General features: G+C 39.2%; 11 protein-coding genes. 6 read left to right on the forward strand and 5 right to left on the reverse strand.

Annotated features, from left to right (window positions below):
* Positions 1 to 139: 139 nt before the first annotated feature.
* Complete coding sequence (locus PQ459_07395; protein ID WDF48294.1) at positions 140 to 562, reverse strand: DUF393 domain-containing protein; 423 nt, start codon at positions 560 to 562, stop codon at positions 140 to 142.
* The gene (locus PQ459_07400) at positions 559 to 1020 is read right to left on the reverse strand and encodes a heme-binding domain-containing protein (GenBank protein WDF48295.1); all 462 of its coding nucleotides are present in this window, start codon (positions 1018 to 1020) and stop codon (positions 559 to 561) included. The genes PQ459_07395 and PQ459_07400 overlap by 4 nt, the downstream gene beginning before the upstream one ends.
* Positions 1021 to 1464: 444 nt before the next feature.
* On the opposite strand from PQ459_07400, the gene der reads away from it, so the two are divergent.
* Together der and upp are read left to right on the forward strand one after the other, a co-directional pair.
* A complete protein-coding gene (gene der, locus PQ459_07405; GenBank protein ID WDF48296.1) occupies positions 1465 to 2775 on the forward strand; it encodes a ribosome biogenesis GTPase Der in 1311 nt (436 codons plus the stop codon).
* A 683-nt stretch (positions 2776 to 3458) separates the two neighbouring features.
* A complete protein-coding gene (upp, locus tag PQ459_07410; protein ID WDF48297.1) occupies positions 3459 to 4109 on the forward strand; it encodes a uracil phosphoribosyltransferase in 651 nt (216 codons plus the stop codon).
* Positions 4110 to 4185: 76 nt separating this feature from the next.
* On the opposite strand, the gene PQ459_07415 is transcribed toward upp, so the two are convergent.
* The 3 genes from PQ459_07415 to glgP all read right to left on the reverse strand — a co-directional run bounded on the left by PQ459_07415 (position 4186) and on the right by glgP (position 7345).
* Positions 4186 to 4842: a double zinc ribbon domain-containing protein gene (locus PQ459_07415; GenBank protein WDF48298.1), complete on the reverse strand. Its 657-nt coding sequence runs from the start codon at positions 4840 to 4842 to the stop codon at positions 4186 to 4188.
* 96 nt (positions 4843 to 4938) lie between these two features.
* Positions 4939 to 5595 (reverse strand): hypothetical protein, encoded by a 657-nt coding sequence (locus tag PQ459_07420; protein WDF48299.1) that lies wholly within the window; start codon positions 5593 to 5595, stop codon positions 4939 to 4941.
* Positions 5596 to 5692: 97 nt separating this feature from the next.
* Complete coding sequence (gene glgP / locus PQ459_07425; protein ID WDF48300.1) at positions 5693 to 7345, reverse strand: alpha-glucan family phosphorylase; 1653 nt, start codon at positions 7343 to 7345, stop codon at positions 5693 to 5695.
* 283 nt (positions 7346 to 7628) lie between these two features.
* On the opposite strand from glgP, the gene PQ459_07430 reads away from it, so the two are divergent.
* The 4 genes from PQ459_07430 (at position 7629) to PQ459_07445 (ending at position 25544) form a co-directional block, all read left to right on the forward strand.
* Positions 7629 to 8408 carry a hypothetical protein gene (locus tag PQ459_07430; GenBank protein WDF48301.1) on the forward strand — a complete coding sequence of 260 codons (780 nt, stop codon included), beginning with the start codon at positions 7629 to 7631 and terminating at the stop codon, positions 8406 to 8408.
* A gap of 174 nt (positions 8409 to 8582) precedes the next feature.
* Positions 8583 to 12782, forward strand: coding sequence for a GEVED domain-containing protein (locus tag PQ459_07435; protein WDF48302.1), 4200 nt, complete (start codon positions 8583 to 8585; stop codon positions 12780 to 12782).
* 296 nt (positions 12783 to 13078) lie between these two features.
* Positions 13079 to 18541, forward strand: a complete 5463-nt coding sequence (locus PQ459_07440) for a T9SS type A sorting domain-containing protein (GenBank protein WDF48303.1) — start codon at positions 13079 to 13081, stop codon at positions 18539 to 18541.
* A gap of 190 nt (positions 18542 to 18731) precedes the next feature.
* Positions 18732 to 25544, forward strand: a complete 6813-nt coding sequence (locus PQ459_07445) for a GEVED domain-containing protein (GenBank protein WDF48304.1) — start codon at positions 18732 to 18734, stop codon at positions 25542 to 25544.
* The last annotated feature ends 61 nt before the right edge of the window (positions 25545 to 25605 follow it).

Consider the following 25605-nt stretch of genomic DNA (forward strand, 5'->3'; position numbering starts at 1 on the left):
GCCGCAAGATCCCAACGCAAAACAAGCGGGCCGTGCTTTCCGCTATATCTTTTTTCCGCAGCCGCATTTCCACCACCACAAAAAAGGATGCCGCTGCAATCACTCACGCAGCTACAACGTCAATTCACGCTACAACCAATTAGTTGATGAATTTTTTCCGCTGTTCCGCACTCGGTAAGAAACATTGATTTGCAGCCAATTTTTTACGATTTCTGGAAACGAGATTGTAGAATTGATTCCCGATCGCATCAGGAAGTATTTTACCAATTGAAGCCAAAGAATAAATACCGCCAATTTCTGAAGCTATTTCCAAAATCGCCTGATATTTGGTCAAGTAAAAACTATCTGGTTTCCAAAGGTAAAGCGTATCAAAAACCTGGTTGGGCAGATTTCGTTCATTCAAAAATTTCTGTCCAAATTCCGATTGTAATGACGAGAACAAGAACTTGTCATTTTTATCCTTCTCCAAGATCCATTGCACCCAATGGTTGCAAAATCCACATTCGCCATCATAGAAAACGATGTTCTTGTCTTTGAAACTTACTGAGATATCTGTGGTCATAAGGCGTTGGCTTGTTGGATTTGTTTTTGGACCATTCGAAAATAATCCACTAGTTGTTTTCTTTGTTCATCGGTCAATTTCGCATCGGGATGTCCGAGTGTGTAACTTTCCAAAGGCATTTTCTTTTGCTCCACATATTCCGCAGCCTCTTCCAATTTATGGATTTGACGTTTGGAATCGTAGGTTGCAAATGTAGAGAAATTAAGCTCCAGTCTTGCCTCATCAATATGACTTTTCAAAAGCCAACCCGCTGGCTGAATGTAACTGTAAGCCGGATATTTGGTCTCGTTGGAATGACAATCGTAGCAGGAATTTCTGATGATGTTGGCAATCGGTTCCGGCGTATTTTTAATTTTTATAAAATCCATTCCATCATTGGTCGCTGGATTCACTTTATCAATTTGAAAAAATTGGATCATAATGAAAGCCACCAAAAGAACAATTAATACTTTTTTCATAGTTTGATTTTGCATTAATATAACAAAATCTCGTCCAAAAGGTAAAATCAAGAACCAAGGCTTCGAGAACCTCAGCCTGACAGGAAAGAATTAAGACAAAAAGTAAAAAAAATCAAGTTTGGAAAATCCATAAATAATAATTTTGAGTTTTTCGGTTTCGACCTTTAAATCTTTGATGAGTTTGTAGTCTATACTGAGCTTGTCGAAGTGTCTTTCCGAACCTTAAAATATTTTCAATAAAGTCAAAAAATCTTTGCGGACTTTGCGTTCAAATACCGCATAATTATCCCTCACAAAACCTTGAAGCTGAAACTCAAAACCTTAAACCCGAAAAATTTCGTACATTTGCAAAAATTTTGGGCTTCGAAAGTCGAAGTAACCCATTCTTAACCAAGTCTTATGCTCAATGATTCTTAAGCTGAGCTGAGACCAAGAAACAAATTTATGTCAAATATTGTCGCAATCGTTGGGCGTCCCAACGTAGGAAAATCCACATTATTTAATCGATTATTAGAAAGAAGAGAAGCCATCGTAGATTCCACTGCCGGCGTTACCAGAGACCGTCACTACGGAAAATCTGACTGGAACGGCGTTGATTTTACCGTGATCGACACAGGTGGTTACGACGTAGGAACAGACGACGTTTTCGAAGTGGAGATCCGCAAGCAAGTTCAATTGGCTGTGGACGAAGCAACCTCTATCATCTTTATGGTAAGCGTGGACGATGGACTTACAGACACCGATCAAGAGATCTTCGAATTATTAAGAAAATCAAACAAGCCATTATATTTGGTAGTCAACAAAGTGGATTCTTCCAAAGAAGAACTTCCTGCAACAGAGTTTTACCAATTGGGCGTTGAAAAATATTTCACTTTATCTTCCGCAACAGGCTCCGGAACTGGAGAATTGCTAGATGCTGTTGTAAGAGATTTCCCGACAACGGATTACAAAGATCCATTCGAAGGTTTGCCAAAGATTACCATCGCAGGTCGTCCAAACGTAGGAAAATCTACAATGACGAACGCGCTCCTTGATGTGGAAAGAAATATCGTAACCGACGTTGCAGGAACCACAAGAGACAGTATCCAGACTTTGTACAACAAATTCGGACACGAGTTTGTGTTGGTAGATACAGCTGGAATGCGTCGTAAAGCGAAAGTTTCCGAGGATCTGGAATTCTATTCCGTAATGAGATCCATCCGCTCCATCGAATATTCCGACGTCGTGATCTTGATGGTAGATGCCACACAGGGTTGGGAATCTCAGGATATGAACATTTTCGGATTGGCTCAGAAAAACAGAAAAGGAATCGTGATCCTTGTCAACAAATGGGATCTCATCGAGGACAAACACACCAATACGATCCGTGATTTCGAGCAATCCATCAGAGACAAGATCGGTCAGTTCAATGATATTCCAATCCTTTTCGTTTCAGCTTTGACAAAACAAAGGATCCTGAAAGCCGTAGAAATGGCAATGGTCGTTTACGAAGACCGTAAGAAGAAGATCAAAACGTCCAAACTGAATGAAGTGATGTTGCCGATCTTCGAAGCAATGCCACCGCCATCCAACAAAGGAAAATACATCAAGATCAAATATTGTGTGCAGTTGCCAACGCCATCGCCACAGTTCGTATTCTTCTGCAACCTTCCGCAATATGTGAAGGAGCCGTACAAGCGATTCACCGAAAATCAACTTCGAAAAAACTTTGGTTTCACCGGAGTGCCGATTGAGATCTACTTCAGACAAAAATAAAAATCCAAACCCTTTCTTAGTTCAAACTTCGAGAGGGTTTTTTATTTTTAGGAGCATCACGTGTTTATTTCTTTTCACCATTCCAACCCGCTATCCACTATATCTTTTTCTTTTCCGTTGCCTGAGCGTAGCCGAAGTTAACGGAAAAGAAAAAGGATGCCGTTCCTATCGGGGCTATGTTGAAGCTTTCAACCATCTTTCAAGTTTTCAAAATGCTTCAAAGCAAAGTTATATCAGAAAAAGTCGCGGAGCGATAATCTGTTGGCAGGAAAACAAATCACGACCTGTGGCAAAGCTCCAGAGGAGCGACCTGTTACAATGAGATAATATGATGTGATAACCAATGCAATTATGTCTTCCTAGAAAAACCAAACAGTCTAGATTCCTACGGAATGACAAAATAATGATAAGAAAATCTAATGTTAGCAAAATCACCAAAGCCTAAGATTTAGAAAGAAACCACAGCGTGGCGACCTATTGGTAGAAAAGTAATTGAACGATTGGCAAAGCTCTAGAAGAGCGACCTGTTGGTAGGAAAAAAATCAACACCATTAGCAAAGCTCCAGAGGAGCCACCTATAACAATCAAAATATCATTAAATAACTAATTTCATCTAAAATAATTTGGAACCAAATCCAGACAATTTCCAAATTTTTACGATATTTACCCACAAAATAAACGAAATGCTAAAAGTTTTATCAGAAGAATTCTCATTGGTGAACTCCTGGATCAATGACCTTCGAAATGTTGAGGTACAAAATGACCGCTTAAAATTCCGTAGAAATATGGAACGTATCGGTGAAATTGCCGCTTTCGAGATCAGCAAAACTTTGAATTTCATCGACATCGAAATCACCACGCCACTTGAAAAAATCTCCGTCAAAGAAATCGAAACACAACCAGTGATCACTACGATTCTTAGAGCTGGCGTTCCATTGTTCCAAGGGATTCTCAATTATTTTGATAAAGCAGATTGTGGATTTGTAGCGGCGTATAGAAAACACGACATCAACGATTATTTTTCCATCAAACAAGATTATCTCACTTGCCCGAAATTGGACAATCGTCCACTGATTGTATCTGATCCAATGTTGGCAACCGGCGCATCCCTAATCGAAGCCATCAAAGATCTTTTGACCAACGGAAAACCTACGTCCATTCATATCGTCGCGGCTATTGCAAGCCGACAGGGTGTAGAAACCATCCAGAAAGCTTATCCTGACGCAAAGATCTGGATTGGCGCATTGGACGAAAGTTTAACTCCAAAAGGTTACATCACGCCAGGTTTGGGCGACGCGGGGGATTTGAGTTACGGTGAGAAACTTCAGAGATAGATCATTATAAACGATAATTGATAAATGATAATCGATTGCCACTCATCATTTATCAACTATCAACCATCATTTATATTTACACATTCATCGCCATCACAAGCAAACTGACCCTCACATTGTCTGAATTATTTATGATTTCCCAAGCGATGTTGGAACTTGTGTTTCCAGTGGTGTAAACATCATCGATCAATAATAGATGCTTATCACGGATCTTCTCGGTCAGTTGGTAAGCATTTTTTGTTTTTAGACGTTCGCTTTGCCCTTTCTTTGCTTGTGCTTTGGAATGTTTCGTTCGCTGAAGAAGAGAATGACTGATCGGAATCTGAAAATGCTTTGACAACTCATTCGAGAAAATATGAAGTTGGTTGTAGCCTCTTTGTTTCAGCTTTTTGGGATGGAGTGGAACGGTGGCGATGAGGTCTGGTTTTTTGTCTTCGAAGTTGAGTTTCTCGATAGTCCATTCTGCGAGATTCTTCCCGATCTTTTCTCGGTGGTTGTATTTCAGTTGTTGGATGATCTTCTGCGCCAGACTTTCCTTTTCGTAAAGCATTAATGAAAATGCATTTTCGACCGGAAATAGGAGAGAAGCCTTTTCCTTCAAACCATTGTTTTCTGAGAATTGATGATGGGAAAAATGGATCTTGTCTTTGCAAATCTCACAGACGATCTCATTTTTGTCAATCAACTGATTGCAATCCAGACAGCGGTTTGGAAAAAGAAAATCGAGGATCATAATTTGTGTTTTTGAAACTTAAAATTAGGAAATAAATCCAAATTAAAAAGCCTTTCAGAAAATTCTAAAAGGCTGATGTGAAAAGTTTTCGAAAAGTTATTCTACATTGCTTGCTTTGAACTCATTGTATTCTTTTACAATTTGTGGGATGTCTTTCGCAGATAATTTTTTACTTTCGATTTTATCTACCAAGGTTTTATCATCGGACATAAATCTCGCAACACTTTTCTTCAAATATTTGTGAAAAGGAGAAAATGCAGAAAAGCCATCAATGTTTTCTGAAGAAAAAAAATCTCCTTCTTTTTCTTTTTCCTTTTTGATGAAATAATATACCGCCGGAGTTTCCGCTACATTATATTGCTTGTCTGAAAACTGAATATTTCCTTTTTTATCAAATGAAATATCTGCGTAAAAATATAAATCATAATAACCTGAATCTAGTTTTAACATCAAAAGAGATTCTGGCTTTTTTCTTTTTTCGTCCATAAAGACAGATACATTTTCAAATTCATAACTTTCTCCAAAAGAATCTTGAAGGCTAAATGATTTTACTAGATCAATGGAAAGTGTTTCGGTAGAAGATTTTTCGCTGCTTTTGAATTTTATTTTCTTAGCTTCTTTATCAATTTTACCATTTACAAAACCAGTTTTTGTATTTCCATCAACCATCTGAATTATTGCTTTCTGAAATTTTTGTCCAAACAGAAAGCTTGAAATAGTGAGAAGAGTTAAAATGATAATTTTGGTTTTCATTATTTAGTTGGTTAAAATATGTTATTTTTTGGAAATTTACAAAAAAAGCCTTTCATATGTATGAAAGGCTTAAATTATTTATAAAATTAATGGAAGATTAATAAAGTAATTTGTAATATTCATCTGCCATTCTATCACTTCCAAATTGGATTTTCACATCGTCCATTGCAGTTTGAACAATCTTTCTCCACTGGTCAGGTTTTTCGTAATATGCTGGGATGATCTCGTTTTCCAAAACATCATAAAGATTATTAAGATCGAAATTATCTTGCTCTATCGTTGGCCAGTTGTCGTAATCTGCTTTAGGAACTACGAAGGAGTTTTCTCCGTGTTTCGCAAATTCAGGGATCCAGCCATCGTCAGTTGAAAGGTTGACAGATCCATTCATAGAAGCGGTCATCCCACTGGTTCCGGATGCTTCTCTTGGAACTCTTGGATTGTTCAGCCAGATGTCAGAACCTTGTTTTAATGATTTGCTTAATGCCAATTCGTAGCCTGTAAGCACGGCCATATTTTTATGATTTTTGCTTTCCTCAACCAGGTTGTTGAAAGTCGAGATCGATCCATAATCCATCGGGTAAGGTTTTCCTGCCCAAATGATCTGAACTGGATGATCTTTGTTGGATAGCAATTTTCTGAAACGCTCTTTGTCTGCCAAAAGAAGGTCTGCTCTTTTGTAACCTGCGAAACGTCTTGCCCAAACAATGGTGAGAACTTTTGTGTCAAACATATTTCCAGTTTGATCTGCTACGATTCTGAAGGCTCTTTTCTTTAGATAAGCTTTTCTGATGTCAAATTCTTCATTGTCGCCATTTTCTTTGTGCTGATAGAGTGCTTTGTCTCCCCAATAACCAAATTCCTGAGCGTTGGTGATCGATTTGATTTCGCAGATGCCTTCATATTTGTTCCACATTTCTCTGGAAACCACGCCGTGCAACTGGGAAACACCATTTGCAACTCTCGCCATTCTCAAGGCACAAAGTGAGTGGTTGAATCTGTCGTCTTCTACACCTTCGATCTTCTTTACCTCATCGATGGTCAATCCGCAAAAATATGACATATCGTGGCAAAGGTAGATGTTGTGTTTTTCGTTTCCTGCTTCTTCTGGTGTGTGCGTTGTGAAAACTAATTTTTCTTTCACTTTGGCCAAATCACCGCCATATTTTCTTAATAAATAAAATGCCGCTGGCAATCCGTGCGCCTCGTTCAAATGGTAAACATCTCTTTCGAAATTCATCAAATCCAAAAGTTTTGCTCCACCTTTTCCTAGAAGGATGTATTGGGCAACTTTAGTAGATTCGTTGGCGTCGTAAAGTTTATGGCAGATTGTTTTTGATAAATGGTCGTTTTCTGGTACGTCTGTGCTCAAGAAGAACATTGGACAAGTTTTGAAAGTCTCTGGAGCCAAGTACCAAACTTTTACCCAAACCGGGGCGTTGTGGATCTCGATTTGAAATTTGATGCCTGTATCTTCCAGGAAGCTGTACATTTTTTTTGTCCAGATAGGATTCAGGGTTTGATCCATATTTCTGCTTTGGTCGTAGTAACCATATTTCCACAAAATCCCGATTCCCACGAAATCCTGTTTCAAATTGTAAGCACTTTTCATATGAGAACCTGCAAGGAATCCCAGACCGCCACTATAAATCTTAAGTGATTGGTCTATCGCGAATTCCATAGAGAAATAAGCTGTTTTCTTGGTGTAATCTGGATTGATGCTGTAAGGCATCTTGAAGTTTTTAAAATCCATTCGTATTATAATTTTTTAAGGTCTTGTCTATATGCCTGCAAATATAACAATTAGTTTTTTGTACAATGAGTTACGGACTTATAATGTGAAAAAATGTGGTTATCAAATTAAGAATTCCGCTGTCATTGCTTGTTTGTGAAGCTATATTGCTTTTGGAATGTCACTCTTTAATGGCATTTTTCATTAAGCGACTTCCCATTAATTATTAATTTTAATTCATATAAGTATTTTGTAATCAATTATTTATTAAATTTAAACAGGTTAAATTTCTAATAAATTCAAAATGATCTATTGTGAAGACCTTCAGAAAAATTTGGATGTGTATGTCGCTTCCAAAACTTGCCAATCGGATAATATGGTAAAGTGGTACGATTCCATTGGCAACGCCAATCTGCACGAGCGCGAGGAATATCAAAAGAAAACCGAGCTCCTTTTGCTCAGTACCTTATTCGCCCATTATCCAGATATCGAGATCGAAAATTTGACAGGTGAGAGTCCGGATTTCATTATTAATTATCAGGGAAAAAGCATCGGTGTTGAAGTTTCAGAGATCATCAATCATTTTGAACTCAAGAAAAAGGAAAGTTACATCAATCATATCTTTCGAACCGTGGAAAGTTTGCTGTCAGATTATAAAAGTCTCTCTGGTATCTATTATCTCAGCATCGATTATCACCAGGAGGATTTTTACCAGCAACCAGAGCAGTTGATCAAAGAAATCTCGTCTGCAATCACCAACAACAAGAACACGAAATTTGTCAAACATATCAGAAGAATGCCCCATCACAAGGGCGTTCTTTTGTTTTTAGAATATCGGTTTTCTCTGTTTGATGAGCTTCACTCCGAAAAAATCCGACAAGTAATTGAAAAGAAAAACAGCAAGTACAAACTTTACAATACGAAAGCCAAAGAATGCTGGCTGGTGCTCGTCTCCAATATGTACAATATTGCTTCCCGATATACTTATATCCACGCCAAGGAAGAGTTGAAGAACATTAGCAGTCCATTTTCTAAGATTTTACATATTGAAAATCTTTATAGTGAAATGATGGTTATAAAGTAATTTAGTTTGATATTACTTCTTTAGTATGAATTAATTTTTTTTATTGTTAATTATTTTTTTTATTGTAAAATAAATTTATATTTGATGATGATGTAAAAATATAATTCTATTATGATGAAAAATTTATTTATTTATGATTGCGTAAGTATATTTCGCAATTTTGTAATTTCGTGCATGGCTTTGTTTTGTGTGGTGAATATCTCAGCGCAAGCTTCCCTAAACTATTTTGATGATTTTGAAGGAACCAACGAATGGGTTCTCGTAAATGGTACCCAAGTTAACAAATGGCATGTGGGCGGAGCGACCTCTAGTGGATTGGGGTCCAAATCTCTTTATATCTCCAATGATAATGGATCGACGAATGGCTATAACGGAAATGCTGCCTCTGTTGTTCACGCTTATCGAGAAATCGCAATCCCTTCAGGTACTACAAATGCTACGCTCAGTTTCGATTGGAAAACGAGGGGCGAATATTTTTTGACCTATTACGATTATTTACGTGTCTGGCTCGTTCCTTTGAGCTATAACCCAACTGCAAGTACTAACATCTCGGCGTCGTCAATAAGGATACAGGTCTCTGGTTATTTTGTAGATCAACCCAATTTTGTAACATTTACCAGTACGCAAAATCTTAGCAGCTTCGCAGGTCAAACAATGAAGCTAATCTTTGAATGGACTAATGATGGAAGTGTCGCAAACCTACCTCCGGCAGCTATAGATAATGTATCCTTGTCAGTCAACAGTTGCCTCATCAATCCATCTAATACAAATGTCTATGATAGGATTGTTAATATGAGTCTTACCAGTTCGCTAGGAGCAACTTATTCCAATGCGACACCGACAGGGAACTCCGGTTATTTGTATACTAACAATCAACCACCATTAGATCTTGTAAGAGGTTCGACAACAAACACGCTCACGATGACTTTCGGTACTAATGATCCTGTTGATATTCAGTATAGCGGTGCCTGGATAGATTTTAATGGGAATGGTATTTTTGAAGCGACAGAAACTATTGCAATGGCTATAGTTCCTGCTACCAGTAACGCTACGGTGACATATACGTTTTCAATCCCGGTGACTGCAGGTCTTGGGCAAAAAAGAATACGGCTGCGGGGTGGAAGTGATACTGCATACACCAATGCCGGAGCGTGTAATACCACCATCTACGGAGACACAGAAGATTACAATGTCAACATTGTGGACTCATCCATCTCAAACAATTTTACATGGAACGGAAATGTCAATTCAAACTGGCAGATTGCTTCCAATTGGTCGCCAAATGGGGTGCCTACAACGTTTGATAATGTAATCATCAATTCCGGTGCAACAAATCTTAATATCACAGATAGCCGAGCCATCAACAACTTTACACTGAATGGCAATCTGAATATGGCAGCAAACAGCAATCTGATAATTCGCGGGAATGTTTCTTACAATAGTGCTGCTGCTACGGCTAATCTAAACTGCGCCAGTAAAATTGAAATTAGGAGTGCTGTCTCGCAAACTATTCCGCCGCTTAACTATGGTACGCTGGATGCGGCAGGTGGAAACAGGGTTTTGTCTAGTACGGGCACAGTTGGGATCTGCAATGTTTTTAATCCTGGAGTGGGAACTTATACCGTGACAGGAAGTACAGTGAATTTCTTCTCACCTGCTACGGGTAATGTTTTCACTGCTCCATCTTTTACATATAATAATCTTACGATCAGCGGGACTGCAACTTACACGGTCGGGCAGGGCAATACCATTAATGTAAGAGGTAACTATTTGCAGTCTGCAGGTATTGTCAATCTAACCAACTTTACTAGCGGAAACAATACTATAAACATCGATGGCGACATGACTATCACTGGTGGTGTTTTTGATATGAATGCCAATGCGGCTCCGGGTGCAGTCTCAACTGTTAATCTGAAAGGCGATCTTACAGTGACTGGTGGAAAACTGGATGCGTCCCTGGATAATAATTCAAATAAGATATTTAATTTTAATGGTGTAGGAAACGGTACTTCGGCAAGCCAGATTCAAAGTTTGAATGTTGCTTTTCCAGATGTTGCCCGCAATCGAAGAATTCAGTTTTACGCAAGAGCTGGCAGTTATGTGCAATTATCAAGGGATTTTGATCTTGGAGATAGATCGAGATTTTATGTGGACGGCGGTGCTGTTTTGGATTTTGGATTTACAGGAACTACTGCTAACAATATCACAGGAAACGGAAGGATTGCAACAGATTTCACTTCTGCGATAGGTGCGTATCTCAAAATCTCATCGCCACAAGGTATTTCTGATGTTGCCGGCTCAGTTGGAAACGTGAGAACCACAAACAATCCAAACTTTGCTTATGCAACCTTCCATTACATCGGGAAAGTAAATCAAAGTATGGGAGCTGGAATTGGAACTGGAGCCAACGGTAGTGCTGTGATTGTAGAGCTTGATAATAATAACTTGGTTTTATCACCTAGCACCGCTTTCAGACTCATCAATTTACCGAATGCTAATATCAATAATGGTCTGGGAGGTATTCTGGATATCAGAAGAGGACGGGTAGAAGAGACGGATGTCAACTTCATCTCTACTTCAGCTATGATGAGTGCTTCCGGTATTCTCAAGATGGCTGCAGGCACAGGTTACAAGATTACCAAAGCATCATCTAATAATATTGACTCAGAGTATATTCCTAGATTCTTCAATATGAATCTATCAGGTGGTGAGATTGAGCTGGCTTCTGCAGAAAATCAAACGCTGAGAAGTAGCAATTCTTATCAAGACATCAGAATCTCAAATAGTGGTGTGAAAACGTTGTCTGGTAATACAAGGGTTAATAATCTGATTGCTGTCACAGGCGGTACGCTTAGAGTTCCGCTCACCTTGGATTTGGTTTCACCAGTCGTCCTTACTGCAGCAAAAGGAATTCAGAATACCGGTGGATCTGTGATTTTCGAGAATAATGCGCAACTTTTGCAGGATGCAGATGCTGTTAATACTGGCAATATCCAATACCAAAGGTTGGCTAGCAATATTAATAATCTTACGATCCAGATGGATTACTTGTACTGGAGTTCTCCGGTAGCAGGGCAGGGCTTGCAGGCTTTCTCTCCAGGTACGCCGGCTAACAGGCTGTATCAATATAATGAGAGTAATGATTTGTTCAATGCCGTAAATCAAACCTTAGAGCCAAACTTTGTGGCAGGAAAAGGGTATGCCTTCCGTGCAGAAAGTACAGTTGTCAATGGCAGTTCCAAGACTTATGTCTTCACCGGAACTCCAAATAATGGTAATATTAATTATGATATTAAAAGATCGGCTAATACAGGAACTGACGGATCGATGGTTCACGGTTATAACCTTATAGGAAATCCTTATCCATCGAATATCAAGTTTGATGAGTTGTATTTAGGAAACAGTTCCTTGATTTGGAACACGGCTTACTTCTGGACCAACAACAACTTTACGCCTACGCAGATTGGTTCCAATTACTCGGCAAATAACTATGCTGTGTACAACGGGACTGGAGGTAATGCGGCAACTTATGCAGCAGGAGGTACCGGCATCCTGGCAATTCCCAACGGTATTGTAAAAGTTGGCCAAGGATTCATCGTTCAGAAAAAAAACTTTGGAACAGGAAGTCTCCAGTTTAAGAATTCTTACAGCGCAACCAACATATTACGGGTTGCGAGTAATGGAACTTTCTTCCAGAAAAGTGAGGAATCTAAAAACAGATACTGGCTCACAATGACGTCTCCTAAAGATATTGTCAATTCACTATTAGTGGGCTATATTCCTGGTGCAACAGATGATTATGAAACCGATTATGATGGTGAATTATTCATGGTAGGTTCTGACTCGTTCTACTCAATCTTGGGTGCGAAGAAACTTGCGGTGCAGGGAAAAGTTGCAGCTTTCAGCACGGAAGATGTGGTGCCGTTGGGCATTGTCTTCTCTGCGGCTGGCAATTACACCATCACACTTCAAACGCGGGAAGGCATTTTTGATGGTGCTCAAACCATTTACCTAAGGGATAAACTACTGAACCAATACGTTAATCTAAGCAGCGATGGCAGCTACACATTCCAGGCTGCAAAAGGAACAGATGCTACACGTTTCGAGATCGTTTACAAGGAGTCTGCAGTTCTTGGAAGCTCAGATGTTTCAAAATCTGATTTCCAGGTTTACAGAGATGGAGATTCCTTTGTGGTGAAATCGTCTAAAGTTTTGGGTCAGGTTGCGCTTTATGATGCGGGAGGCAAGCTGGTTAAAAGTTATAAATCTCCGTCTAAAGATTTAAGGATTGATGTGTCTGCGCTTCCAAACGGTGTATTCATCATCAAAGCTGAAAATAGTGGCGATATGCGGACTAAGAAAATCATCAGATAAATTTTTCATATTTCATATTTCATTTTTATTTGAAAATACACTCCATTCAGGGGTGTATTTTCGTTTTTAATGAGGCGGTGTTATTTGTTGTGGTTTTGCTGATATGTTTATTATTTAAAATAGATCTCATCATTTAATTTGGGACTGTTTAATATTTAGTAAAGGATCCATTTTTTGAATGTTAATCAAATCTGAAGTAATTGTAAAGAGACAATTACATTTATATTAACAATTAGGAATCCCGGTTTTGTGGTGATTTGAAGGATTATATTTGCGACCTAAGTAAACAAATGAAAATGAAACCAAATTTATTCTCTATGAGAACATTTATTCTTGTCAAATCGATAGAAGCTTTTTTCTTTCTTTTTTTGATAATGTATGGGGTGAACGTTTTTGGACAGACAATTACGATTGTTCCTAACAAAACCATTACTGGTACTACTAGTAATGCGTATATAACTTCTGCAACTGATTTTAGCGCATCTAGTGTTGGGTGGTCTATTAATAACTGGAATCCCAGTAATTTGCAAATTCGAGGCAATCAGGCATCTTCTGGTTCGAATTTTCAGTTTTCAAATACCAGTGCAGTCCCTGGGGATATTACTAAAATTACAATAAACAGGTCATCAGGTTCTTTAGTTCCAAGTAAAATCAGACTGCTGGTTGGGGCAGATGAGCAGACAGCAGTATCTGGTGGAGAATTAGGTACAGGATCTGCCGCGCAAGTAGAATGGACGCCTGATGCGGGAAATAAGTTCTTTAAAATTTATTTCGAAAATGGAGGTACCTCAGGTAATACGTATATTACTAATATTGTGATAGAATACGCCTCGGGTCCATCTATCACAACCACCACTCCTATCTCAGGTGCACCATTTTGTGTTACCTCTGCAGCAGGTGCACCTTTGAATGTTCCATACACAATAAGTGGTGCATTTACAACAGGGAATGTTTTTACTGCTCAACTTTCTAATGCTTCTGGAAGTTTTGCATCGGCTACTACCATTGGAACAAGAACAGCAATTAATGCTGGAACAATTAATGCAACTATCCCTGCTGGAACGGCTACGGGAACAAATTATAAAATCAGGGTCATTGCCAGTAATCCATCTATCACGGGTTCTGAAACAGCAGCGTTTGCAATCAATCTAAGATCTTCTGCTATTTCACCTACGACTGTTCAAAATATAGTTACTGGTGCGAATGGATCTACACTTTCTTCAACTGCTACCGGAGTCACTTCCAGACAATGGAAGTATTCTACAACAGCGGGAGGACCTTATAATAATACCATTGCTGGTGCAACAAACTCAAGTTACATCCCCAGTTTTTCAACGCCAGGAACTTATTATGTGGTTTGTGAAGCTACATTTGCTGGTTGTGGTGTCATTACTAGTAATGCAGTTCAGATCAATGTAACCGCAGCAACCGCAACCCTCACAGTTTCGCCTTCCACCTTATCCGGTTTCACATATTCTGTGAGTAATGGGCCATCTCCATCGCAGAATTTCACAATCACCGGTAATACTTTGAATGGATCTAATGTGGATATTCTTCCTGGAGATGACTACGAAATATCTTTGGACAACGGAGCTACCTGGGCAGATTATAGTGCATCGCCAATCAATGTGCCTTATATTGGTTCAACAATTTCCAGGCAAGTATCAGTTCGTTTGAAAGCTGGTTTGGCGGCGGGTAATTATAACAATTCAAGCAATCATATTATTGTTGTAGAAGGTGGTGGTGTTGTCTCCGGTCCTAAGTTGACTTTGTCCGGAATAGTTACTGCGTGTGTTGCGCCTACAACTCAGTCGGTGGTTGCGCCATTTACAGGAGTAGGTACAAATGCGATGACTGTGAATCTTACGTCCGGAAACGGTGTAGGAAGAGTGGTGACGATTAATACTACTAATAGCTTTACGAATCCTATTACTTCTAATACGTTGCCGGCAGCTAATTCAGTCTATGCAGGCAGTGGACAGCAGGTTGTTTATGCTGGTACGGGTAATAGTGTGGCGGTAACTGGCTTATCGCATTCCACAACTTACTATGTGAGAGTTTATGAATATAATATCTGTTCTGGTAATTATACATACAATACGACAACGCAGACAAATAATCCAAGAAGTCAGACAACTCTGTGCGAATTACCTGTAAATCCTGCGGGCGAGGTAGATTTGGAGAATCCTTATTGTGGTTCCGCAACACTTGTCTATCAGCATGGTTCTGCGCAGCCGCAGACAGGAGTTGCTTACTATTGGCAAACAACTGCGAATGGGACATCTACGGCAAATCCTGTAACCAATACTTATACTGTGACATCCGGAGGTGCTTATTATGTTCGTGCTTATAATGGCAATTGCTGGAGTGCGGAATCTTATCCGACCCAGGCTGTTGTGATCAGTTCTGCCGCAGCTGTCAGCACGCAGCCAACGAATCAAAATGCTGTGGTAGGAGCTACCGCAACCTTTACTGTGGTAGGAACAGGGTCGCCAAGTTATCAGTGGCAGCTTTCTACTAACAATGGCACAACTTGGACTAATATTTCCGGAGCAACGTTTGCATCTTACACCACGCCAGTGACAACCTTAGCAATGAACGGCTACAGGTACAGAGTGCGTTTGAGTAATTCTTGTAATGCAGTGACTTCTAATGTGGTTGTATTGTCTGTGGTTTCAGGACCTTGTTTGAGTGAAGGTTTTGATTCCGGATCCACGCCGTCAGGTTGGTTGGCAACTGGGGTGAGTTGGACAGAATATAGTGATGGAGGAAGTTTTAATGCTAATAATGGAACTTTGACTTCTCCAGAACTAAGTAAGCCTTCTAGATTGACATTTGATTTAAGAAGAACAGGAAATACAACTGCTAAAACTCTGTTGGTGAAAATTTCTACTACTGGGCAAAATACTGGTTTCGATACGACTATTGCTACATTTACTCATGCTAACACAACAAATAATGGACTTACATCTGTTGATATTGACTTGTCTGACTATTCTACAGAAAGTAAAGTTTGGATTCGTTTAGAAAAGTCTTCGGCTACTACAGCTCCTTGGAGATTTGATAATTTTGAAGTGTTCTGCGCGCCAGTATGCACCCCAGCAACCATCACTGCGACACCGGATAATGGTCCAGCAAACACAGTTGTTATTATTAATGGAAGTAATTTTACATCTGGTTCAACGATTAAATTCGGGACAATTGATGCAGATGTGGAATATATCAGCGCTACACAATTAAAAGCGACAGTTCCGGCATCGGCAAATGGAAATATCATCGTCGATACTGCGCTAGATTGTGATTCTGAGACGGCCTTTACATTAATAAAACAAGATGCATCTGGTTGTGAAGTTTTACCAAACGGATCGGGTTCCGGAAATGCCTTCGCTTCGGATTTGATTTTCTATGAGGTTTATGACGAGAACGGCGGAACTGGCGGAACAGTTACAATTTATAATGGAACCAATGCTGCCGTAAATCTGAATGATTATAGTTTCTTCAGGTCAAGAAATGTTGGAACTGATGCCTACGAACAATACGGAACGCTATCTGGAAGTGTTGCATCGGGTGAACTTGCAATCATTGGTATAAGTGGAACGTGTACCATTAGTCCAACACCTATAAATGGAACTATTAGCGGAGGTTTTAATGATAATGATGGTTTCCGTCTGATGAAAGGATCTGCAATTGTAGATGAGGTGCTTGCTCCTAACTATGTTGGATACTATATGAAAAGAAAACCAGCCAACCTTTCGTCTAAGTCTATTTATGATAGTAATGATTGGACGACGGACGATGTAACACAGTGTGTGGCAGGAGTAGGTTCGGAAACGCCGGCAGTGAAAACATTGCCGCCTGTCATTGTAGTCCAGCCAACATACACGCTTTCTTGCGATGTGGTGAATGCGGCTCTTACGCTGACTGCTACTGAAGGTTATGAAGGTGGGAATGCGTTGGCTTACCAGTGGTATGTTTTGGATAATTCGGGAATCTGGAGTGCGGTTTCTAATAATTCTAACTATTCTGGTGCAACCACTGCCAATTTGAATATTGCTGATGTGGCCGTTGTGGATAATTTCCAGTATTACTGTCAGGTAAGAGAAAATACTCAAACTTGCTACACGGCGACTGCTGCAACACAAATCAAATCAGCTTCCAATACCTGGAACACGGCTAAGGTTTGGTCTAATGGGTTGCCGGTTCTTGGCAGTAAAGTCATTATCGCAGGAAGCTATGATTCTCAAGCTAACGGAGCTTTGGATGTTTGTGAATTGACGATCAATGCTACCGGAACTATGATTGTGAAAGCGAATAGTCCTGTTAAAGTAAAAAAGAAAATCATTAATAATAATATTGCTGCAGATAGTTTTGTAGTTGAAAGCGATGCAAATCTTATTCAAACAGACAATATCGCCAACCAAGGAAACATCAAAGTTGAAAGAGCTGTGACTGGAATGAATAATGTAACCGGAAATATTGATTACGTGTATTGGAGTTCGCCGGTAAGCAATCAGCCAATCAAAGCATTTTCGCCAAACACACCAAACAGTGGTTTCCAGCAGTATAATGAACCTAATGATAAATTTACGGTAACTTCGGATCCGAATTTTGTTACAGGTAAAGGTTATGCTATCCGTGCAGAGAATGTTTTGGCGAATAGTTATAATAAGACTTATAGTTTCAGTGGTGTTCCTCACAACGGCGATGTTTCCACTCCGCCATTGCTAAAATCACCAGGTGCGGATAAGGGTTACAATCTTATTGGCAATCCATATCCTTCAAATATAGATTTTGATCAGTTCCACGCGCATAATGCCAATAAGATTTATGCATCGGCATTCTTTTGGACTAATAATACTTACACGGCACAACAAATGGGATCAGGCTATGCGGGAAACAACTATGCAATTTACAATATTACAGGCGGTGTGCCTGCAACTTATGACAAAACAAATCCAAACTATTCTATCGCACCAAATGGTAAAGTAAAAGTGGGTCAGGCATTCATTGTGCAGTCGAAAATTGCAGGAGCATTGGATTTTAATAATAGCATAAGAGTTACGGACAATGGTACTTTCTACCAAAAGAATACCGCTAAAAACAGATTCTGGCTGACGATGACATCGCCTAATAATTTGGTAAACACAATTTTGATTGGTTATGTATCAGGTGCTACAGATGCTTACGAAACTGATTTTGATGGTGAATTGTTTGCTGTAGGTTCGGATTCATTCTATTCAGTTTTGGGCGCAAGGAAGTTGGCGATCCAGGGAAGAGCAGATCAATTTACTCCGGAAGATGTAGTTCCTGTCGCAAATGCATTTTCGGTAAACGGAAATTACACCATTGCACTTCAAAATCCTGAAGGTTTGTTTGATGGCAATCAGCAGGTTTTTCTAAAAGATAAATTACTGAATCAATACATCAATCTAAGTACTGAAACAAGTTATACATTTTCGGCAAACAAAGGTACAGATGCCACACGTTTTGAAATTGTTTACAAAGACCAGAAAGTTTTAGGCGCAGGTGAAGTTTCTAAAAGTCATTTTGATGTTTACAGGTATGGATCAGTTTATGTGATTCAGTCATCAAAACCGTTAGGCCGAGTTGATATTTATGACGCAACTGGCCGACTTTTGATAAGTCAAAAAACATCAGAAAAGACTTTGAAGTTTGATGGTACAAGACTTAACAGCGGAATGTACATCATCAAAGCAGAAAACTCTGGTGAAATGAAGACCAAGAAAATTTTAAAGTAAGTTTAGCGAAAATTATAATTTGTAAAACACCTCTATTAGAGGTGTTTTTTTTGTTTTAGTACTGTAAGTAATTCATATTTTAAAGTCTGTAGTGTGCTTTTTTATAATGAATGATGTGTTAAATTTATAAAAAATGTATTTTATTTTTCAAATAAAGTTATATTTGTTTATTAATAAAACACAAATTGATATGAAAAAATATTTATTCTTCAAACGAATGTTTGAGGGGAATTCTACCCCCAAAACTTTTCTTTTTTCTTTTTTCTTTTTGATTGTTACACATTTTTCAGGGCAGGTAACGATGTTTCAATTCGACTTCGAATCAGGAACTTCGCCTAGCGTAGATAATGTAACAGGAACTCCTTCTTTGTCGAATATTGGAATTCTCAGTAATTATAACACTACTGCATGTAATGGAGTTGGTGGTTATCAATATACAGCCTGGGACTCTGGAGACGCCTATAGATTTACTGTAAATACAACTGGTTTTACAAATATGACTTTCAATTACAATGAAAGAACATCAAATAACTCAATTGGTAATTTTCTTGTAAGAGTTAGTTCAGATGGTGCTAATTGGACAACTATCAGAAATGCTTATGTTCCAACATCAAATTGTGAGGCATCAGGTAGTTTGACTATTCCCAATACTTTTGGAAATCAAGCTTTAATGTATGTTGAAATTTACAAGCCATCAAATGCAGGTGCTGCGGGTAATAATTTTAGAATTGATGATGCAACTTTAATCGGTTATGTCTTAGCACCCTGCTCTGGAACACCAACTCCAGGAAATACTTTAGCGGCTACAAATCCTGTGGTTTCTGGAGGAACAACAGTTTTGTCTTTACAGAATTCAACTGCAGGCTCAGGCGTTACCTATCAATGGCAAAGTTCTACTACAAGTGCAAGTTCAGGCTTCAGTAATGTTACGGGCGCAACTAATTCTACTTATACAGCTACAGTTACTGCTAAAACCTGGTACAGATGTCTTGTAACTTGTGGCAGTAACAATGGAACATCGAATCCTGTTGAAGTTAATTTGACGTATTGTACACCAGCAGGAAGTTTGAACTGTACGCTTAATGACTTTATAAGTAATATTACTATTAATACCTTAAATAATTCTACTGCTTGCAATTCCGGAGGATATACTTTGTTTCCGGCAAGTGGAACTCAAACAACCAGCTTAACTCAAGGGTCGGCATATGTTCTTTCTTTATCAGTTGGATCTGGTACAGGAACTCATAGTGCAGCTGTTTACATTGACTGGAATCAAGATGGAGATTTTGTAGATGCTTCAGAATTTATCCTAATTGGAAATTCAATAGCTGCTAGTTCTACCAATACTGTATCAGTGAATGTTCCCTCTGGTGCTGTTTTTGGAAATACAAGAATGCGTGTGAGGTATTCATTTAACCAAAATATGACTATCGCTACTAGTTGTACAATTGCAGGTAATTATGGAGAAACAGAAGATTATATTGTCAATGTCGTTGCGCCACCTGCAAATCCTGTTCTGGCGATCTCAGGTACGCCAATAGACCATGGTTCTGCATGCCTGGGAACAGCAGCAACTCCTGTGACTTACACCATTACCAATACGGGAGCTTCTGCAGCAACAGGAGTTAGTTTAAATTCTAGTGATCCTCAGTTTGCAGTAAGTGGCTTATCATCTTCTACCATTGCTGGCAGTGGAGGAACGGCTACTTTTACGGTGACTTTCACACCATCTTCTGCTGGTGCAAAATCTGCGACTATTACTGTATCAAGTCTTACAAGTGGAAGTAATGCGCCAACCATCACGCTTGGTGGTACAGGAAATGCTTCTGTTACACCCGTTGCAGTTGCTCTTGCTGCTAATAATATCACGGTAGATGCGGCAAGACTACGTGCGAGTGCAGGAACTACATTTGGTGTTTGTCCTACAACTGTAGAAAAAGGTTTTGTTTACTCATCTGTAAATAGTTTACCTACCGTAACGGATACAAAAATTGCAATACAACCATTAGGAACTACAGGAGTTGCATACAACTATGACGCAACAGGTTTATTTCCTGCTACAACTTACTATTATAGAGCTTATCTTTACGATGGAACAACATACACTTACAGCGCTGTTCGAAATTTTACAACGCTTACGCCTCCGGCAAATGATCTCTGTGGGAATGCGGTCGATGTAACAGTAAATTCAGCAGCAATTACTGGAACGCTTGTGAATTCTACTTTTTCCGCACCTTTTTCCAGTGGTCGGGATGTTTGGTATAAGTTCACACCTGGTTGTTCAGGAAATCATACTGTTACGGTGAATGGTTTTTCAGGAGATGTTGATATTTATCTTTATCAAGGTTGCCCTACGGTAGATTCAGCTTTAGCAGCTTCTTCTAGTAATACTGGTACGTCAGAGGCTTTTACTTATAATGTTACGGCGGGTGTTACTTATTATGTTGCTGTTTCAGCTTATGACGCTGCTGCAGAATCCAGTGTATTTAATATTTCTGTAAACAATCAAATTCCTATTGTAACACAACCATTAAATCAGGTAGTAACGGAGGGGACAACGGCTTCATTTGGAATCTCCACTCCTGGAAATCAAACCGGAAGACAATGGCAGGTTTCAACAGACAATGGTGTCTCTTGGAATAATATCGCTGGAGCAACGGGTTCACCATACGTTACCCCTGCAACAACAATTGCAATGAATGGTTATAAGTACCGCGCAGTCATTTCTAATGGAACTTGCAGTACTGTCATTTCCAACGAGGTAACTTTGACGGTGAATTATGCCTCTCCTAATAATGCTGCCAATCTAGCTGCGTGTATTGCAAATAATCAGATTACATTAAAATGGGCAGCGCCTGCTACAGGAAGTGCGCCTACAGGCTATATTGTTTTTGCTTTACCAAATACAACAGTTCCTGCAATGACTGCTGCATCCGCTGGAAACGCTTCTTCTTATATTGCCAATTCAGATTATTCTGTAGCAAATACTTACACCACTTTAGGGAAAGCTGTTTATAAAGGAAGTGCACTTACTGCAACTGTTACAGGGCTGGTTAATGCCTCTCAGTACACCTTCAAAGTGGTAGCTTATCGGGGTGAAACAGGTACAGCCTGGGCAGGAGGAATTAATGCTACCGGATCTTGGAACCAGACATATTTGGCTGATGTTCCGGAGATTTCAAATCTAGCAGCTTCTATTAACCCAACATCTTCTACGGTAACGTGGAATGTGGTGCCAGCATCTGTCGGTTGTTATGAATATCTTGTAGTTGCCAATCAGGGTGCTGTTTCGTTCACACCTTCTGGAGATGGCTCAGCATATACATCCATTAGTTCTGTTTACACAATGCCTAATCAAGTGGTTTATAAAGGAACAGGGAACAGTGTTATCGTAACGGGACTTACCGATGGTTTGCAATATTGTTATAAGGTATTTGTAAGAGAAATTAATAGTGGAAACCAATGGAGTGATGGGACTTCGGTCTGCCAAACAACTGGTGTCAATTACTGTACGTCCACAGGTAGTATGACGGATCTTACAAGTATTACATATGTAAAATTTAATACTATAGAAAATGCGACACCGACAAAGGTGCAGGCTTACACCAATTTTGCAACGCCAACAACGACTGTTGTAAGAGGTGAGGTCATTCCGTTGACTGTTCGGGTAAACACAGATGGAGATTATACTGTTTACACAAAGGTTTGGTTTGATTGGAACCGTGATGGAGACTTTGCAGATTCGGGTGAAGAGTTTGTGTTGGGAACTGCAAAAAATGTTACTGATGGAGCAACATCTTTATCTCCTTTAAATATTACCATACCAACAACTGCAGCATTAGGAAATGTAAGAATGAGGGTGAGTTCGAAATTTAACTTAGCTTCCACATCTTGTGAGAGTTTCACTTTTGGCGAGGTGGAAGATTATACAATTACTGTTACTCAGCCAACCAATGCGGAAATCAATGTCAAAGGAGGGAATATCTCCATTCCAAATGGTTTTGATGAGCCTTACGGACTTAACAATACGGTGTTTGCGGCGACTAATATAGGTTCTGAATCTACAGAAAAAGAATTCACAATAGAGAATTTAGGTTTGGCTAATCTTAATCTTACAGGATCGCCAATTATAAATATTATCGGAACTAACCCTTCGGATTTCATTGTGACACAACAGGCCGTTACTCCGGTGGTGAATGGTGTTACTACATCCTTTAAAATTAAATTCCGTCCTACGGTGGCGGGTATTCGCCAGGCGGATGTCAGCATTGCAAATAATGACAGTGATGAGAATCCTTATGTTTTCAGAATCCAGGGAACGGGAACTTGTGCAACTTCCCTTTCTATAGCTGCATCTCCATTATCTGGTCCTGCGAATACAATAGTTACATTCACATCATCAGTTAATGATTTGAGTTCTGCAACCGTAACTTATAATGATGTAGCCGTACCAATAATTTCTGCAAATACCGGTAAGTTAGAGGTCGCAGTTCCGGCTGGGGCATTAGATGCTAATTTTGTTGTGAGTTTACTGAATGGTTGTAACGCGACACAGGTCTTTGATGTAATTAATTCTGTACTTACAGATTGCGAAACAACATCTGGCGGACCTGTAACTGCACCTGCTTCGGATTTAATAATTTACGAAGTATATGATGAGAAATCAGGTTCTGGAGGTATTGTTACAATTTTTAACAGAACAGGATCTGCTGTTAATCTGAGTTCATATTCCATTCAGAGAGCTGGTGATTATGGGGGTACTTATTCTACATATGCAAATTTATCTGGAACTGTGGCAGCAGGATCTATAGCAATAGTAGGAGTTAGCGGATCTAGCTGCGGATATGTTACAACAGGGAACGGAGGTTTTGGAACAGGTTTCAATGCGAATGATGGAATTAGACTGATGAAAGGAACGGTGGTGATAGATGATGTGCATGCGCCCAATATCACTGGATTCTATCTGAGAAGAAAAAATGATTATCTCTCTCCTAAAACTGTTTTTGATGGTAATGAATGGACTAATCAAGCCTTAGCTAGCGGACAGTGTCTTCCTTCTAATGAAGTGGGGCAACCACCGGTCGTTAAAAATCCACCAATTGTGAATACGCAACCTTCGTATTCTTTGTCTTGTGATGTCGAAGGTACTTCCTTGGCAATTTCTGCATCGGAAGGCGTCGTGGGAGGAAACGGGTTGACATATCAATGGTTTGTATTAGGAACTTCTGGAACTTGGAATGCGCTTGCTAATGGTGGTGTTTATTCCGGAGCGACTTCTGCAACTTTAAATATTAGCAATGTTACCGGACTCAATAATTATCAATATTACTGCCAGGTGAGAGAAAACACAGCGACATGTTTTACGGCTACCAATGCAGTTCAAATCAAAGATGTGACGAATACATGGGAAGTTGCAAATGTTTGGTCAAATGGAACACCGATATTGGCAAGTAAAGTAATTATTGCAGGGAATTATGATACACAAGTACATGGTGCTTTGGATGTCTGCGAGCTTACTGTAAATTCTTCAGGAACTATGGTTGTGAAACCAAGTAGCCCAATTAAAGTAAAAAAGAAAATCACTAACCTTAATACAGCAAATGACAGTTTTGTGGTAGAAAGTGATGCTAATATGATTCAGGTCGATAATATTACTAATGAAGGGAGTATTAAAGTCGAAAGAAGTGTGACAGACATGAATAATGTGACTGGAGATATAGATTATGTTTATTGGAGTTCACCAGTAAATGGTCAAACCATCAAAACAGGATTTTCTCCAGGTACGCCTGCAAGTGGCTACCAGCAATACAATGAAAGCAATGATAGATTTATTGTAACGCAGGATGTAAACTTCGTAGCAGGGAAAGGATATGCGATTCGTGCAGAAACAGGTTTTCCTGATGGATATTCTAAAACGTATAGCTTTACAGGAATTCCGCACAATGGTAATCTGTCTTCACCATTCCTTAACAAAAGTGCAGGAGCAGATAAAGGTTATAATCTAATTGGTAATCCTTATCCGTCAAATATAGATTTTGATTTGCTTCACTCTCTAAACTCTGCTAAGATGTTTAGCACTGCATTTTTCTGGACAAACAATACTTACGAACGCCTCCAAATGGGTTCTGCCTATGCTGGAAACAATTATGCAATCTACAACGGCACGGGTGGTGCTCCCGGAACTTACAATGATGAAAATCCAAATTATGGAATCGCTCCCAACGGAATCGTCAAAGTGGGGCAGGGTTTCATCATTCAGTCAAAAATTGCTGGTGCAATAGATTTTAATAATAGTATTAGACTTACGGATAATGGTACTTTTTACCAAAGAGGAATAGTTAAAAACAGATTCTGGTTGACTTTAAAATCACCAAATAACTTAATTAATACAATCTTGATAGGTTACATTCCTGGTGCTACTGATAATTTTGAAACAGATTTTGATGGAGAGTTGTTTGCAGTAGGATCAGATTCTTTCTACTCGATATTGGGTGCAAAAAAATTGGCCATTCAGGGAAAAGCGGATAACTTCTCAGTTGAGGATGTGGTTCCCGTGGGCAATGCGTTTTCTGTAAATGGCGACTACACCATCAGGCTTAAGACTGCGGAAGGCATTTTCAATGGTAGTCAAAAGATCTATTTGAAGGATAAGCTGCTGAACAAATATATTGATTTGAGTTCAGAAACTAGCTACACATTCTCCGCTGTAAAAGGTGCTGATGCCACACGCTTTGAGATTGTTTTTAAAGAGAATGCTGTTTTAGGCAATGATGAAACTCAAAAATCTGATTTCATCGTTTACAAAGACGGAGATCATTTTGTTATCAAATCATCAAAAGTAATTGGTAAGGTAGATGTTTATGACGCCGGTGGCAGGCTGATTCGTCAGTTGTTTTCCAAAGAAAATAAATTGATAATCGACGCTGTGGATTTCGCAAATGGTGTTTATATCATCAAAGCTCAAAATTCCGGAGACGTAAAAACAAAAAAAATACTGAAATAATTAATCTTAAAACCATTTTATTAAAACACCTCAATTGGGGTGTTTTTTTTTTTTTTTTTTT

It is taken from the genome of Chryseobacterium sp. KACC 21268 (genome assembly GCA_028736075.1).
Lineage (GTDB): Bacteria > Bacteroidota > Bacteroidia > Flavobacteriales > Weeksellaceae > Epilithonimonas.

Excerpts from the sequence above, each read along its gene's own strand:
- PQ459_07430 (WDF48301.1), top strand. The coding sequence starts at position 7,629 with ATGATCTATTGTGAAGACCTTCAGAAAAATTTGGATGTGTATGTCGCT.
- PQ459_07400 (WDF48295.1), bottom strand. The coding sequence starts at position 1,020 with ATGAAAAAAGTATTAATTGTTCTTTTGGTGGCTTTCATTATGATCCAA.
- glgP (WDF48300.1), bottom strand. The coding sequence starts at position 7,345 with ATGGATTTTAAAAACTTCAAGATGCCTTACAGCATCAATCCAGATTAC.
- PQ459_07440 (WDF48303.1), top strand. The coding sequence starts at position 13,079 with ATGAAACCAAATTTATTCTCTATGAGAACATTTATTCTTGTCAAATCG.
- PQ459_07445 (WDF48304.1), top strand. The coding sequence starts at position 18,732 with ATGAAAAAATATTTATTCTTCAAACGAATGTTTGAGGGGAATTCTACC.
- PQ459_07435 (WDF48302.1), top strand. The coding sequence starts at position 8,583 with ATGGCTTTGTTTTGTGTGGTGAATATCTCAGCGCAAGCTTCCCTAAAC.
- PQ459_07415 (WDF48298.1), bottom strand. The coding sequence starts at position 4,842 with ATGATCCTCGATTTTCTTTTTCCAAACCGCTGTCTGGATTGCAATCAG.
- upp (WDF48297.1), top strand. The coding sequence starts at position 3,459 with ATGCTAAAAGTTTTATCAGAAGAATTCTCATTGGTGAACTCCTGGATC.
- PQ459_07420 (WDF48299.1), bottom strand. The coding sequence starts at position 5,595 with ATGAAAACCAAAATTATCATTTTAACTCTTCTCACTATTTCAAGCTTT.
- der (WDF48296.1), top strand. The coding sequence starts at position 1,465 with ATGTCAAATATTGTCGCAATCGTTGGGCGTCCCAACGTAGGAAAATCC.
- PQ459_07395 (WDF48294.1), bottom strand. The coding sequence starts at position 562 with ATGACCACAGATATCTCAGTAAGTTTCAAAGACAAGAACATCGTTTTC.